The organism is Sphingomonas sanguinis NBRC 13937, from assembly GCF_001591005.1.
Classification (GTDB): domain Bacteria; phylum Pseudomonadota; class Alphaproteobacteria; order Sphingomonadales; family Sphingomonadaceae; genus Sphingomonas; species Sphingomonas sanguinis.
This window is the reverse complement of the sequence record NZ_BCTY01000012.1, coordinates 19,805-35,462: the sequence shown is the minus strand read 5'-3', so window position 1 is coordinate 35,462 and position 15,658 is coordinate 19,805. Positions and strand designations below refer to the sequence as shown.

The 15,658-nt window shown below is 65.8% G+C and carries 9 protein-coding genes; 4 read left to right on the top strand and 5 right to left on the bottom strand.

Translation table 11 applies throughout. The features are described 5' to 3' along the window. The first annotated feature begins 114 nt into the window (after positions 1-114). The gene (locus SSA01S_RS07590) at positions 115-1,161 is read left to right on the top strand and encodes a hypothetical protein (protein WP_061779903.1); all 1,047 of its coding nucleotides are present in this window, start codon (positions 115-117) and stop codon (positions 1,159-1,161) included. Between the two features lie 137 nt (positions 1,162-1,298). Here SSA01S_RS07590 and SSA01S_RS07585 read toward each other — a convergent pair whose 3' ends face one another. From SSA01S_RS07585 to rpoB, 3 genes are all read right to left on the bottom strand, one after another. Beyond that, positions 1,299-1,478, bottom strand: a complete 180-nt coding sequence (locus tag SSA01S_RS07585) for a hypothetical protein (protein WP_058717488.1) — start codon at positions 1,476-1,478, stop codon at positions 1,299-1,301. A 270-nt stretch (positions 1,479-1,748) separates the two neighbouring features. Further along, positions 1,749-6,035, bottom strand: coding sequence for a DNA-directed RNA polymerase subunit beta' (rpoC, locus tag SSA01S_RS07580; protein ID WP_061779902.1), 4,287 nt, complete (start codon positions 6,033-6,035; stop codon positions 1,749-1,751). Between the two features lie 86 nt (positions 6,036-6,121). Continuing rightward, positions 6,122-10,300 (bottom strand): DNA-directed RNA polymerase subunit beta, encoded by a 4,179-nt coding sequence (gene rpoB, locus SSA01S_RS07575; protein WP_061779901.1) that lies wholly within the window; start codon positions 10,298-10,300, stop codon positions 6,122-6,124. 397 nt (positions 10,301-10,697) lie between these two features. Between rpoB and SSA01S_RS19465 the strand changes: the two genes are divergently transcribed. Both SSA01S_RS19465 and SSA01S_RS19460 read left to right on the top strand, forming a co-directional pair. Further along, positions 10,698-11,930 (top strand): hypothetical protein, encoded by a 1,233-nt coding sequence (locus tag SSA01S_RS19465; RefSeq protein WP_156477706.1) that lies wholly within the window; start codon positions 10,698-10,700, stop codon positions 11,928-11,930. A 23-nt stretch (positions 11,931-11,953) separates the two neighbouring features. After that, positions 11,954-12,229 (top strand): hypothetical protein, encoded by a 276-nt coding sequence (locus SSA01S_RS19460; RefSeq protein WP_156477705.1) that lies wholly within the window; start codon positions 11,954-11,956, stop codon positions 12,227-12,229. Positions 12,230-12,461: 232 nt separating this feature from the next. Here SSA01S_RS19460 and SSA01S_RS07565 read toward each other — a convergent pair whose 3' ends face one another. Next, positions 12,462-13,235: a metallophosphoesterase family protein gene (locus SSA01S_RS07565; RefSeq protein WP_061779899.1), complete on the bottom strand. Its 774-nt coding sequence runs from the start codon at positions 13,233-13,235 to the stop codon at positions 12,462-12,464. Positions 13,236-13,263: 28 nt separating this feature from the next. Next, on the bottom strand, positions 13,264-14,352 hold the full coding sequence (locus tag SSA01S_RS07560) for a catalase family protein (protein ID WP_082794989.1): 1,089 nt from the start codon (positions 14,350-14,352) through the stop codon (positions 13,264-13,266). A 260-nt stretch (positions 14,353-14,612) separates the two neighbouring features. Between SSA01S_RS07560 and SSA01S_RS07555 the strand changes: the two genes are divergently transcribed. Further along, positions 14,613-15,641, top strand: a complete 1,029-nt coding sequence (locus tag SSA01S_RS07555; protein WP_061779897.1) for a quinone-dependent dihydroorotate dehydrogenase — start codon at positions 14,613-14,615, stop codon at positions 15,639-15,641. Positions 15,642-15,658 lie beyond the last annotated feature (17 nt).

Below are 15,658 nucleotides of genomic sequence, written 5' to 3'. Positions count from 1 at the left end.
CGAACTATCAAGGCTTTTCCTCAGCCGCTTGCCGCCCATGCCGCGATTGTCATTTGATCCGCGCCCCGGCGGCGGCGATGATATCCGTCACCATCCTTGCGAGGTTTGAACGCCATGATCGACGATCGCTGCTGGTCCGGCATGGGGCGTCTGGCCGTCCTGGCGGTGGCGCTTGCCCTGACGGCGGCGTCGGCACCGCGTTACGACTGGTCGACCGCCGACCTATCCTATCTCGGCGACTATGCCCAAACGCCGGTGGTCAAAGCTTCGCGCGCGCTGTGCGCTCGGCTGGTCCACCTGACACCTCCCCCAAGCGACACGCCCGATGCGATACAGGCCGGGCTCCAGAACTGCGACAGCGAGGCCTTGCTCTACGGCATCGGTCGTCCTGCCGATCCGGCGGCCGCCCGGCGCTGTGCGTGGGCGGACTATGAACGGTCGCGGGACGATAGCACGCTTCCTTATTTCGACGGCCCGGGCATCCTGGCCGTCGCCTATGCCAATGGCTGGGGCGGTCCACGCGACCTGGACATGGCGATCCATATGGCCTGCGGGATCGAGGATGCGGCGGACGCGACCCAGGCGCGGATCGAACATCTCCAGAAGCTTGCCGTCCAAGGCCCCGGATCGAAGCCGTTCACCCTATGCGACGATATCAGCAGCGGGATGAGCGGCGGGGTCTGCGCCGCCCACAACGCCCGCCTGGCCGACCGGGATCGCGGTCGCACCATCGCCTCGTGGAAGCGCGACTGGTCACCCGCCCGCCGCGTGGCCTTCGCGCGGGTCTATGCCAGCATGGCCGACTATGCCGATACGGCGCACCAGCTGGACTGCTATGGTGGCACGGCGGCGGCGCAATGTGCGATTGACGGCGCGCAAGCGGATATGGCGCACTTGATGACCAGGGTCGCGGCGCTGCTCGGCCACCATGGCCCGCCCGCACGGTCACCGCTGCTCATACGCAACAATGCCGCCACCCACAGCAGCGGGTGGGCCGATATGCTGCGCGACATGCCCGCGGATGAGCGTCCGGTCTATGAAGAGAATGGCCGCAAGACACGCGCCGCCCGAGCGCGGTTCGAGCGCGATCTTCTGATCTTTGCCGCAACGATCCCGGGCACGACGCCCCACCGCACGCGCACCCTGTTTGCGGATATCTGAGCTTCGGGACCGACGGGATTTGGGGGCGGCGATACGACCGTGCGAGGCCGCCCCGGATAGAAAGCTCGGCCAAGGGCTGATCGGGATTCATCCGTCCCCGGTTTCACCCTGTCTGCAATAAGGCAAGCTGGGTTCGATTACTCCGCCGCCTCGATCACTGTGCCGCCCTCGGGCTGGCTATAGACGCGGTCGAGATAGTGGTTCGCGATGATGTAATGCGCTCGGACGGCCGCGGGATGGGTCGCCTTCTGGGCCAGTTCGAGTTCGGTTTCGGCACGCTGGTAAAAATAGTCTTCGTCAATCTCAGGCGACGTCATTTCAGGTCTCCAGGGTCCCGGCGATGCACCAATAACCCGCGCATCTCCGGGATCTTCTCCAATATTCGTATATGGTTGGGAGGGCCTTTCGGTTCCTGCATCCGGCCTTGCGCGCCCTCCATTCGGCGCAAATCCGTCGGTTTTCCTGTTACAAATTATGGCCGGGAACCGGCGGCCTGCTTTCCGTCGAACGGTTGGTGACGCTGACGGTAAAAAGCCGCCGCCCGGTTTCCCGGACGGCGGCCCTTTGTTTCCAATCCGTTAGACGGATCAGTCGTTCAGATACTCACCGGCATCGGCGTCCGTGCCGTGGCCCGAGGGGGCAACCTCGGCCAGCGGATCGTTGCCGGTGCCGCCCGCGTCACGCGGCGAACGCGCCTGCTCGGCGGCCCGCTCTTCGGCGGCGCTGACCGGTGCGATGATCGCCTCGGCCAGCTTGCGCTGCTGCGCGCGGAGCGCCGCGTCGCGGCTGGAGGCCGCCACGCGCAGGCGGTTCATGCCCGCACCGGTGCCCGCCGGGATCAGGCGGCCGACGATGACGTTTTCCTTCAGGCCCATCAGCGTGTCCTGCTTGCCCTGGACCGCCGCCTCGGTGAGGACGCGGGTGGTCTCCTGGAACGACGCCGCCGAGATGAAGCTGCGGGTCTGCAAGCTAGCCTTGGTGATGCCGAGCAGGACGGGCTTGCCCTGCGCACGCACTTCATTGGCGCCGAGCTTTTCGTTGATCGCGTCCATTTCCTCGCGATCGACCTGCTCGCCCTTCAGCAGCGTGGTGTCGCCGCCGTCGGTGATCTCGACCTTCTGCAGCATCTGACGAACGATCGTCTCGATGTGCTTGTCGTTGATCTTCACGCCCTGGAGACGATAAACTTCCTGGATTTCACTGACCAGATATTCGGCCAGCGGCTCCACGCCCATCGTTTCCAGAATGTCGTGCGGATCGGGCGAACCGCCGATCAGGTTGTCGCCACGCTTGACGTAGTCGCCTTCCTGAACGTCGATCACCTTCGACTTCGGCACCAGATACTCGACGACATCGCCGCCATCCTCGGGCTGGATGCCGATTTTGCGCTTCGCCTTGTAATCCTTGCCGAACACGACACGGCCCGAGACCTTGGCGATGATCGCCGAGTCCTTCGGCACACGCGCCTCGAACAGCTCCGCGACGCGCGGCAGACCGCCGGTGATGTCGCGGGTCTTGGCCGACTCGCGGGCGACACGCGCCAGAACGTCACCGCCCTGCACCTGCGCCCCATCCTCGACCGAGAGCGTCGCACCCGGCGCCAGCATGTAGCGACCGGCCTCGCCCGAATTGTCGTCGAGCAGGGTCATGCGCGGCCGCAGATCCTCCTTCGACTTGGTCGAGGCGCGATATTCGGTGACGACGCGCTGGGCGATACCCGTGGCTTCGTCGACCTGCTCGGTCAGGGTCTTGCCCTCGATGAGGTCCTGGAACTTCACCGTACCGGGGTTTTCCGTGATCACCGGCATGGTGAACGGGTCCCACTCGGCCATGCGGTCGCCCTTCGACACGATGTGACCATCGTCGAACAGGACATAGGCACCGTAAGGGATACGGTCGACCGAGAGTTCGCGGCCGTCCATGTCGACGATCGCGATCTCACCCGAACGGCTCAGCACCACGCGACGACCACGCTGGTCGGTGATCAGGCGCAGGTCGCGGAACTGGACGGTGCCGTCCACCGCCGCTTCCAGGTTCGACTGCTCGTTCAGCTGCGCCGCACCACCGATGTGGAAGGTACGCATGGTCAGCTGCGTGCCCGGCTCACCGATCGACTGCGCCGCGATGACGCCGACCGCTTCGCCGATGTTCACCGGCGTACCGCGAGCGAGGTCACGGCCATAGCACTTGCCGCAGACACCGATCTTCGATTCGCAGACCAGCGGGCTGCGGATCTTGACCGACTGGGTGTTCGCCGCCTCGATCTTGGCCACCATCGGCTCGTCGAGCAGGACGCCCGATGCGATGATGACTTCGCCGGTCTTGGCGTTGACGATGTCCTCGGCCGTGGTGCGGCCCAGGATACGCTCGCCGAGCGAGGCGATGGTCGAACCGCCCTGCACGATCGCCTTCATCTCCAGGGCGCGGGTCGTGCCGCAATCCTCTTCGATGATGACGCAGTCCTGGCTGACGTCCACCAGACGACGGGTCAGGTAACCCGAGTTCGCCGTCTTCAGTGCCGTGTCGGCCAGGCCCTTACGCGCGCCGTGGGTCGAGTTGAAGTATTCAAGAACGGTCAGACCTTCCTTGAAGTTCGAGATGATCGGCGTTTCGATGATCTCGCCCGACGGCTTGGCCATCAGGCCGCGCATACCCGCCAGCTGCTTGATCTGGGCGGGGCTACCACGGGCACCCGAGTGGGCCATCATGTAGATCGAGTTGATCGGCTTCTCACGGCCTTCCATCGGGCCGTCCTCGTAATGACGGACCGCCTTGATCTCGTTCATCATCGAGTTCGCGACCTGGTCGCCGCAACGGCTCCAGGCGTCGATCACCTTGTTGTACTTCTCCTGCTGCGTGATCAGGCCGTCCTGATACTGCTGCTCGAAGTCCTTCACCTGCTCGCGCGTCTCGTCGACCAGACGATCCTTGTCCGGCGCGATGATCATGTCGTCCTTGCCGAACGAGATGCCGGCGCGGAACGCGTGACGGAAGCCCAGCGCCATGATCGCGTCGGCGAACAGCACGGTCTCCTTCTGGCCGGTGTGACGATACACCTCGTCGATGACCTCGCCGACGTCCTTCTTGGTCAGGACGCGGTTGACGATGTCGAAGGGCACCTTGTGGCTCTTCGGCAGCGTCTCGCCCAGCAGCATGCGGCCCGGGGTCGTCTCGAAGCGCTTCAAATACTGGTTGCCCTGCTCATCGGTCTGCGGAACGCGGCTGATGATCTTGGTGTGCAGCGTGACGGCACCGGCGAAGAGGGCCTGATGGACCTCCTCCATGTCCGCCAGCATCATGCCCTCGCCCGGCTCCTTCTGCTTTTCGAGCGACAGGTAATACAGGCCCAGCACCATGTCCTGCGACGGCACGATGATCGGCTTGCCGTTGGCGGGCGACAGGATGTTGTTGGTCGACATCATCAGGACGCGCGCTTCCAGCTGCGCTTCGAGCGACAGCGGAACGTGCACGGCCATCTGGTCGCCGTCGAAGTCGGCGTTGAACGCCGAGCAGACCAGCGGGTGGAGCTGGATCGCCTTGCCCTCGATCAGCACCGGCTCGAACGCCTGGATGCCCAGACGGTGAAGCGTCGGCGCACGGTTCAGCATGACCGGGTGCTCGCGGATCACCTCGTCCAGGATGTCCCAGACTTCCTTGCGCTCCTTCTCGACCCACTTCTTGGCCTGCTTCAGGGTCATCGACAGACCCTTGGCGTCCAGACGGGCGTAGATGAACGGCTTGAACAGCTCGAGCGCCATCTTCTTCGGCAGGCCGCACTGGTGCAGCTTGAGTTCCGGGCCGGTCACGATGACCGAACGACCCGAATAGTCGACGCGCTTACCCAAAAGGTTCTGACGGAAGCGGCCCTGCTTGCCCTTCAGCATGTCGGACAGCGACTTCAGCGGACGCTTGTTGGCACCCGTGATCGTGCGGCCGCGACGGCCATTGTCGAACAGCGCGTCGACCGCTTCCTGCAACATGCGCTTTTCGTTGCGGACGATGATGTCCGGCGCACGCAGCTCCATCAGGCGCTTCAGGCGGTTGTTGCGGTTGATGACGCGGCGATACAGGTCGTTCAGGTCCGAAGTCGCGAAACGACCGCCGTCCAGCGGCACCAGCGGACGCAGCTCGGGCGGGATGACCGGAATGACTTCCAGGATCATCCATTCGGGACGGTTGCCCGATTCCAAGAAGCTCTCAACGACCTTCAGGCGCTTGATGATCTTCTTGGGCTTCAGCTCCGACTTGGTCGTCGCCAGCTCTTCGAGCAGCGCGACCTTCTCGCCTTCCAGGTCGAGATTCTCGAGCATGATGCGGACCGCCTCGGCGCCGATCCCGGCCGAGAACGCGTCCTCGCCATATTCATCCTGCGCGTCGAGCAGTTCGTCCTCGGTGAGAAGCTGATACTTCTCCAGCGGGGTCAGGCCCGGCTCGATGACGATATAGGCCTCGAAGTACAGCACGCGCTCAAGCTGCTTGAGCTGCATGTCGAGCAGCAGGCCGATGCGGCTCGGCAGCGACTTCAGGAACCAGATGTGCGCGACCGGAGCGGCCAGTTCGATATGGCCCATCCGCTCGCGGCGGACCTTCGACACCGTGACTTCGACACCGCACTTTTCGCAGACGATGCCCTTGTACTTCATGCGCTTGTACTTGCCGCACAAGCATTCGTAATCCTTGATCGGACCGAAGATGCGCGCGCAGAACAGGCCGTCACGTTCCGGCTTGAACGTGCGGTAGTTGATCGTCTCGGGCTTCTTGATCTCGCCGAACGACCAGGAACGGATCTTGTCGGGCGACGCGATGCCGATCTGAATCTGGTCGAAGGTTTCCGGCTTGGCCACCGGATTGGCGAAGTTGGTCAGTTCGTTCATTTTGCTTTCCTCACAGGGAGGGAAAATTCATCGGGCGAGGTAGACAAGGCGCCGGTGGAGCATGTGCCCCACCGGCTTCCCTGATCTTACTCCGCCGCCTCGGCCAGACCGTCGTCTTGGGCGTCTTCCATCGTCTTGAGATCGACGTTGAGACCCAGCGAGCGCATTTCCTTGACCAGCACGTTGAAGCTCTCCGGGATGCCCGCCTCGAAGGTATCGTCGCCCTTGACGATCGCTTCGTAGACCTTGGTGCGGCCGACCACGTCGTCCGACTTCACCGTCAGCATTTCCTGGAGCGTGTACGCTGCGCCATAAGCCTGCAGCGCCCACACTTCCATCTCACCGAAGCGCTGGCCACCGAACTGCGCCTTACCACCCAGCGGCTGCTGGGTAACGAGCGAGTACGGCCCGATCGAACGTGCGTGGATCTTGTCGTCGACCAGGTGGTGCAGCTTCAGCATGTAGATGATGCCGACGGTCACCTTGCGGTCGAACTGATCGCCGGTGCGCCCGTCGAACAGGTCCGACTGGCCCGAGGTGTGCAGCCCGGCCAGCTCCAGCATCTCCGACACGTCGCTTTCGCGCGCGCCGTCGAACACCGGGGTCCCCATCGGCACGCCGGTGCGGATGTTCTGGACCAGCTCGGCCACTTCCTCGTCGTCCCGGTTCTGGATGTCTTCGGCATAGTGATCGCCGTAGATTTCCACGAGCCGCGACTTGACCGCTTCCGGCACCGCGCCCGGCTTGGCGTCGGGGTTGGCTTCGCGCCAATCCTCGAGCTGCGCCGCGACCTGCATACCCAGGTTGCGCGCCGCCCAGCCCAGGTGGGTCTCGAAGATCTGACCGACGTTCATGCGCGACGGCACGCCCAGCGGGTTCAGCACGAGATCGACCGGCGTACCGTCCGCGAGGAAGGGCATATCCTCCTGCGGCAGGATGCGGCTGATGACGCCCTTGTTGCCGTGACGGCCGGCCATCTTGTCGCCCGGCTGCAGCTTGCGCTTCACCGCGACGAAGACCTTGACCATCTTCAGCACGCCCGGCGGCAGCTCGTCACCACGCTCCAGCTTGTCGCGGCGGTCATGGAACTTGTCCGTGATCCGCTTGGCGGCTTCGTCATACTGCGCCTTGACCGCTTCCAGATCGCTCTGGCGCGCGTCGTCGGCGACGGCGAACTTCCACCATTCGTGACGATCGACCGATTCCAGCACCTCGGCATCGATGACGATGCCCTTCTTCACGCCCTTGGGCGCGGCGGTGGCGGTCTGGTCGAGCAGCATCTCGCGCAGGCGGCTCCAGGTCGCCCGGTTGAGGATCGTGCGCTCGTCGTCGGCGTCCTTCTTCAGACGCTCGATCTCCTCGCGCTCGATCGCCATCGCGCGCTCGTCCTTGTCGATGCCGTGACGATTGAAGACGCGCACGTCGACGATCGTACCGGCCACGCCCGGCGGCAGACGCAAGCTAGTGTCGCGCACGTCGCTGGCCTTTTCACCGAAGATCGCGCGGAGAAGCTTTTCCTCCGGCGTCATCGGCGATTCGCCCTTCGGCGTGATCTTGCCGACCAGGATGTCGCCCGGCTCCACCTCGGCCCCGACATAGACGATGCCCGCCTCGTCGAGGTTGCGCAGCGCTTCCTCGCCGACGTTGGGGATGTCGCGGGTGATGTCTTCCGGCCCGAGCTTGGTGTCGCGCGCCATCACCTCGAACTCGTCGATATGGATCGACGTGAACACGTCGTCCTTCACGATCCGCTCGGAGATGAGGATCGAGTCCTCATAGTTATAGCCGTTCCAGGGCATGAACGCGACGAGCGCGTTGCGGCCCAGCGCCAGTTCGCCGAACTCGGTCGAAGGGCCGTCGGCGATCACGTCGCCCGCCTTCACGACGTCGCCCACCTTCACCAGCGGACGCTGGTTGATGCAGGTCGACTGGTTCGAGCGCTGGAACTTCATCAGCGTGTAGATGTCGACGCCCGACTTGCCCGCATCGACCTCTCCGGTCGCGCGGACCACGATACGCGCCGCATCGACCTGGTCGACGATACCGGCGCGCTTCGCCGCGATCGCCGCACCCGAATCGCGCGCGACGGTCTCTTCCATGCCGGTGCCAACGAAGGGCGCTTCCGCCTTCACCAGCGGCACGGCCTGACGCTGCATGTTCGAGCCCATGAGTGCGCGGTTGGCGTCGTCGTTTTCCAGGAACGGAATGAGCGAGGCGGCGACCGAGACGAGCTGCTTGGGGCTGACGTCCATCAGGGTGATCTGATCGGGCAGCGCCATCAGGAATTCGCCCGCCTGACGCGCCGACACCAGATCCTCGGTGAAGCGGTTGTCGGCGTCCGTCGCGGCCGAGGCCTGGGCGACGGTGTGCTTCTGCTCTTCCATCGCCGACAGGTACACGACCTCGTCGGTGACGCGGCCGTCGATCACCTTGCGGTACGGCGTCTCGATGAAGCCGTACTTGTTGACGCGGGCGAAGGTCGACAGCGAGTTGATCAGACCGATGTTCGGGCCTTCCGGCGTCTCAATCGGGCAGATACGACCATAGTGGGTCGGGTGAACGTCGCGAACCTCGAAGCCCGCACGCTCACGCGTCAGACCACCCGGCCCGAGCGCCGAGACGCGACGCTTGTGCGTCACTTCGGACAGCGGGTTGGTCTGGTCCATGAACTGCGACAGCTGCGACGAACCGAAGAACTCACGCACCGCGGCAACCGCAGGCTTGGCGTTGATCAGGTCGTTCGGCATCACGGTCGACACGTCGACCGACGACATGCGCTCCTTGACCGCACGCTCCATGCGCAGCAGGCCGACGCGATACTGGTTCTCCAGCAGCTCGCCCACCGAACGCACGCGACGGTTGCCGAGATTGTCGATGTCGTCGATTTCGCCCTTGCCGTCCTTCAGGTCAACCAGCGTCTTGACGACCGCCAGGATATCCTCGGTGCGCAGCGTCGTCACCGTGTCCGGGCAGTCGAGGTCGAGGCGCATGTTCAGCTTGACGCGACCCACGGCCGACAGGTCGTAGCGATCGGGATCGAAGAACAGGCCCGCGAACAGCGACTCCGCCGTCTCCAGCGTCGGCGGCTCGCCGGGGCGCATCACGCGGTAGATGTCGGACAGCGCCTGCTCGCGCTCTTCGGCCTTGTCGGCCTTCAGCGTGTTGCGAATCCACGGACCTGTCGCGACATGGTCGATGTCGAGCAGCTCGATCGTGTCGACGCCCGCCTTGTCCAGCGCTTCGAGGTTTTCGGCGCTGATCTCGTCACCGGCTTCGACGTAGATTTCGCCGGTCTGCTCGTTGATGAGGTCATAGGCCGAATAGCGACCGAAGATTTCCTCGGTCGGGATCAGCAACTGCGACAGGCCGTCCTTGGCCGCCTTGTTGGCGGCGCGGGGCGAAATCTTCTGACCGGCCGGGAACACGACCTCGCCCGAGCTGGCATCGACGATGTCGAACATCGGCTTGGCACCGCGCCAGTTCTCGGCCTGGAACGGGATCTTCCAGCCGCCGTCGCCGCGAACGAAGGTCAGACGGTTGTAGAAATAGTTGAGGATCTCTTCCGAGTTCATGCCCAGCGCATAGAGCAGCGCCGTCACCGGCAGCTTGCGCTTGCGGTCGATACGGACATTGACGATGTCCTTGGCGTCGAACTCGAAGTCCAGCCACGAGCCGCGATACGGGATCACCCGCGCGGCGAAGAGGTACTTGCCCGAGGCATGGGTCTTGCCGCGGTCATGGTCGAACAACACGCCCGGCGAACGGTGCATCTGGCTGACGATGACGCGCTCGGTGCCGTTGATGAAGAAGGTGCCGTTCTCCGTCATCAGGGGCATGTCGCCCATGTAGACGTCCTGCTCCTTGATATCGATGACCGACTTGGCTTCGGTATCGGGATCGACCTCGAACGCGGTCAGGCGCAGGGTGACGCGCATCGGCGCGGCATAGGTGATGCCCCGCTGGCGGCACTCTTCCACGTCGAACTTCGGGTCCTCGAGGACATAATCGTCGAAGTCGAGATAGGCGGTGCCCGCGAAATCCTGGATCGGGAAGACGCTGCGCAGCGTCTTTTCCAGCCCCGAGACATGGCCCGTGGACTTGTCCGAGCGCAGGAACTGCTCGTAGCTTTCGCGCTGAACCTCGATCAGGTTCGGCATCTGCACCACTTCGTGGATGTCGCCGAACACCTTGCGGATACGCCGCTTGGCGGTGCCGCCATCGCCCTTGCGCGGGGCGGAGCCGCTGTCGATCGCCTTGGTTGCCATGGGTCTGTCTGCCTCGTCAGCCGTAAATCACTGCCCGGATGCCTCCGGACCAGACGCAACGACAGACGCCGAAAGGCCGCGCGCAAGTATCTGCGGCGGCATCCGGCGTCTGCTAAACCAGCAATCTCCCATTCGACCGACACGCTGCGCGAAGGCGCATCATTTCCCGAAGATTGTGGTGGATGCCCCGGATATAGGCGCTCGCCCCCAAAGTGTCAAACACGGGCACGCGTTGCGGGGCGGAAAGTTCCGCCTTGGCGGGTGTCTGCCATATATTGGCCGCATATCGCGCTACACAAGGGGGTTGCATCCGTCGGGTCGACCGGGCACGGCTTGGGTGCTCGGGCCGGTGGCTCGAACGGCCGGAAGAGTATAGTTACCGCGAGGAATGGATTTCATGACATCGTCCGGGCCGCGTCGCGTCGCGCGCCTTCTTGCCCTGACGCTGGCCCCGGTGCTCGCTCCGATGCCGATCGCCGCCGCGCCGCTTCAGACCACGTCGCAGGACAATGATGCCGCCCGTCCCTCGACAGGCGGGCTGGACGGATTCAGCCTGACCCCGCGCGGCACCACGCCGCAGGGCACGCAGACGCCGGTGCCGACGCCGCCCGCGCCGCGCATCGTCCTGCCGGGCCAGACGTCGGGCCAGGCCACACCGGCTCCCGCTCCCTCCCCGACGCCCCGTGCCACCCCGACCCCGCGCGCCACGCCACGCCCGACTCCGTCGCCCACGCCCAGCGCGACGCCCGAGGCCGAGCCGTCGCCCGTCGCCTCGCCCGAGCCGCCCGCAACCCGCCTGCCCGATCGCGAATCGCGATTGGCCCCGCCCGTGGAGCCCGGCATGGACGGCATGACGGTGACCAACGGCCAGGGCACTCCCGCCATCGCCGAGCCCGGCACCTCCTCGCCCGAGCAGCAGGGCGAGATGGCGAGCGCCCTGCCCTTCTGGGCATGGCTGGTCGGTGTCGGCGTCGTCGCGCTGGGCATCGGCATCTGGCTGGGCCGCCGGGGTCGCCCCGTGCGGTCGCTGCCCGCCCCGACGCCCAGGGCCGAGGAAGAACGCCCCGAGCCGCTTGCTCCCGCCGCCGCCATGCCCGCGCCGGTCCCGCCCGCGCCGCGCCAGCCCGCCGCCCCCCCGCTGCCGCCCGAACCCAGCTTCCTGGCGGTCGAGGCACGGCCCGTCCGCGTCGGGCTAAACATGCTGTCGGCGACGATCGAGGCCGAAGTCACCGTGCATAATAGCGGCGCGACCCCGATCGGCCGGGTCGCGGTCGACCTGCGACTGCTGAGCGCCCATGCGGGCCTCGACGCGCAACTGGTCGAGCTGGCCCGCCAGCCCCAGGGCCGCCCCATCGTCCCGCCCTTCGCGCTGGGCCCCGGCGAGAGCCGCACGGTGCGCGGCGTCACCGCCCTGCCGCGCGAGGCGATTCATGTCATCGACGCGGCAGGCCGCCCGATGTTCGTGCCGATCCTGTCCGCCGCCGCCCACACCGACTGGGGCGTAGCCCGCTGCGCCTATGCGGTCGGGCTGGAGCGGGTCGATTCGGCCAAGCTGTCGCCCATCTGGCTCGACCAGCCGGGCCGCATGTACGACCAGGTCGCCGCACGTCCGCATGTGATGAAGGCGTAAAGCGGACAATCTACGCGAACGGGATGATCCGCCTAACCCATGCCGCTGCCGCTTTCGGCATCATGCTGACCCTGGGAAGTGCTGGCGCCTGTTCGGCCGATGGCGACGCGAAGCCCCCAGCCGCACAGAACTCGTGTCGCGTAACCATCCCGGCCGATCTCTCCCAGCGTCCCGCTCGCTGGCTGGGCCCATGCGCCCAAGGAATGGCCGAAGGACTGGGCGTCCTGCGCCTCGGCACCGGCGAGCCCTATCAGTTCTTTCTAGGACGGATGGCGGGCGTGCGAGCCAAGGCGTGCTGAAGGTCAATGGGTCGCAAGTCATCGCCGCCTAGCGGTTCGACGCAGAGGGACGCGGCGTGAATCCCGATGGCAACCGCCCCGAGCAACTGACTCAGGTCTTCCGAACCGGATCGTCCGGGGCCAGCGCGGTGGCGGCACGCTTCGCCACAGCCAGAAACATGGGCTCAGCCGCCTATTACCGCAAATTCGCCCGGGACTATTGCTCTCCCCTTTGAGTAGAGGGGAGAGCGGCTCACCCCGCCCGCATATCCTCGGTAATCACATGCGGTGAACGTTCGCCGAAGGTGCGGACGAGCGTTTCGAAGCCACGCCCCTCCACCCGGATTTCGTTAAAGGCGGGGGGCGTCTTGCGAGTGCGCTTGGACAGGGTGCCTGCGCCGATCATGCGGATGATCCGACCGTCGCGCTCGACCGGCACGTCGAACGGGTCATGGACATGGCCCGACAGCACCGCATGGGCGCCCGCCGCCGCCAGCTGACTCAGCGCTACGTCGCCGTTGCGGGTCTTCGCGGTGCCCTTGGTCGGCCCCTCGATCAGCGGGTGGTGCGCGGCGACCAGGATCAGATGATCCTTCGGCGCCTGCTCGATCAGCGCCAGCGCGCGGCGGAGGGAACCGCTGCTCACCCGCCCCTTGGACCAGTTCCACCGCCACTGCGCGCGCGCGGTGGTCTTTAGCGGCACCACGGTCACGCCGGGCAGGTCGAGCGGCTTCTCGATCATCCGTTCGATCGCGGCATAGCGCTGATAGGGGGCGAATAGCCGCCGGAACGGGTCCCAATAATAGGGGATGTCGTGATTGCCGACCTCGACCGTCACCGGCACGCCCAGCGATTGCAGCCAGGCGCCGCCCGCCTGGAACTCGCGCTTCGTAGCGCGCATGGTCAGGTCGCCGGTCATGATGACGGCATCGGGCTTTCCCACCGCCACCCGCTCGGCGAACCAGGCGAGCGCGGCGGGGTCCTCGGCACCGAAATGCACGTCGCTGACATGAAACAGGCGGATCATGCCGCCCGTCCTAGCCGCTGCGGCCGCGTCACGGCAACTCGGCCATCGCGCGCGGCTCGTGCATCGGGCAACCATTCACCCGACCGCGATAGTCGGCCGAGAAACGATAGGTATCCTTGCGCGCCCGGTTGATATTGCCCAGCGGCTGGTGCGCGGCCAGGCCGTGCCAGATGCTGTACGACAGCGCATCGTCGATCGCGTTGGTCTGGCCGTCCTGCCAACTGATCTGCGGTTCTGCCGTGAAGGTCGCCACGGTGATGTACGGGCTATCCTCCTCGCTCCACTCGGCGGTGGCATCCTCGATCGGCATGGCGTCGAGGTCGCGGTTGAGCTGAACGCGCAGCTCCCATTGGCCACCCTGCTCGATCATCACCTCGCGCACCACTTCGCGAAGGGCATCGGGACGGTCATGCGTGCTGACGGTATCGCCAGTCAGCTGGGTCAGCGCGGGGCTGACCGGGAATAGGCCGAACTTGGCGATATGGTCGCCGTAGCGGAACGGCGTCTGGCTGTAATAGGTCTCGCCCAGCGGGTGCACCTGCTTGGCCCCGCCCAGCGTCTGGAGCGTCGCGCTCTCCAGGCCGACCGTCTCCAGCGTCGCCTCGATGCCGCGCAGGATGCCCGACAGCAGCTTCTTGCCGCCCTCGAACTTGTCGGTGGTGGAGGCGAGCATCTTCAAATTCTTGGCGAAGGCATCCGCCGTCGGCGCGGTGAAGACCGGCGCATTGGCCATGACGAAATCCTGCGTCGCATCGCCCTCCGAACCCGGCAGCCGCTCGCCCTCGACCCCGATGACCTTGAGCGCTAGCCCGCGCGGCAGGCCGATGGCGTCGTCCAAGATATCGCCCGGATTGGTCGAGATACGCGCCACCGCATCATATTCGCCCGGCTTGGCGAAAAGCCCCTGTGCCAGTTCGGGGGGGAGGTTATCGTGAACCTTCAGCTTGCCCCGGATGATGCCATGCGCCTTGGCATGGACGGCGCGGACGCCATGGCCATAATCCTTGGACGTGGTGTCTAGGATATGTTCGAACGACTGCTTCATCTGGTCGACGGTTTCGCCCTCTTCGGGCTTCACGTCTTCGACCTGGGGGGTGAAAGTGACGGGGGTCTTCATCGGGGCTCTCCCAGTAGGTCCCCACCAACCCATGTTGGGTGATAGCGTTCCGTTGGGGAAGATAACGTCCGCCCGCTGATCTTGCCGCTCCCCTCCCGCAGGCGGGAGGGGGATGGGGGAGGGAAAGGCCACAGGCGATGGACTCTGCGAGGCTCGCAGCCCTCCCCCCGCCCCCCTCCCGCCTGCGGAAGGGGGAGTAGTGAAGGCGAGAGGGATGCCGCTGCTTCCCCCTCCCCCATCAATCCGCTAACCGGGCCGACATGGCCTTTTATCACCCGCTCCTCTTCGCGCTCGATGCCGAACGCGCCCATGGTCTGACGGTCGCGATGCTGTCGCGCTGGGGCACACTCGGCGCGCCGATGGGGGCCGATCCGGCACGCTATCCGCGCCTTGCGACCACGGTGGCGGGGATCGACTTCGCCAATCCGCTGGGGCTGGCGGCGGGCGTCGACAAGAATGGCGAGGCGATCGACGGCTTTTTCGGCCTGGGCTTCGGCCTGGTCGAGATCGGCACGCTGACCCCGAAACCCCAGCCCGGCAATCCCAAGCCCCGCCTGTTCCGGCTGGTCGAGGACCAGGGCGTGGTCAACCGTTATGGCTTCAACAATGGCGGGCTGGACGCAGGACTGGCGCGGGCGAAGGCCGCCAAGCGCAAGGGCGTGCTGGGCATCAATGTCGGCGCGAACAAGGACGCCGCGGACCGCATTGCCGATTATCGCCACGGCGTGACCCAGGCGGCACCGATCGCCGACTATGTCACGATCAACATCTCCAGCCCCAACACGCCGGGCCTGCGCGACCTGCAACATGGCGCCGCGCTCGCCGAACTGCTGGCCGCGTCGCGCGCGGCGGCGGGCCGGGTGCCGCTGTTCCTGAAGGTCGCCCCCGATCTCGAGCCCGCCCAGATCGACGAGATTGCGCGCGCCGCGATCGACAACCGGCTGGACGCGATCATCATCGGCAACACCACCATCACCCGGCCGGACGTAAAGAGCCGCAACGCCGCCGAGACCGGCGGGCTGTCGGGCCGTCCGCTCGCCCCGCTCGCCCGCGCGCGGCTGACCGATTTCCGCAAGGCGACCGGGGCGGCGATGACGCTGATCGCGGCGGGTGGGATCGACTCCGGCGCGGAGGCCTATGCCCGCATCCGGGCCGGGGCCAGCCTGGTCCAGCTCTATTCGGCGCTGGTCTATGAAGGGCCGGGCCTCGCCGCCCGCATCCTTGCCGATCTCGATGGACTGCTCGCCCGCGACGGGTTCACCAACGTGGCGGAGGCCGTCGGCGCCTGACGTTACGGCTTGGCGTG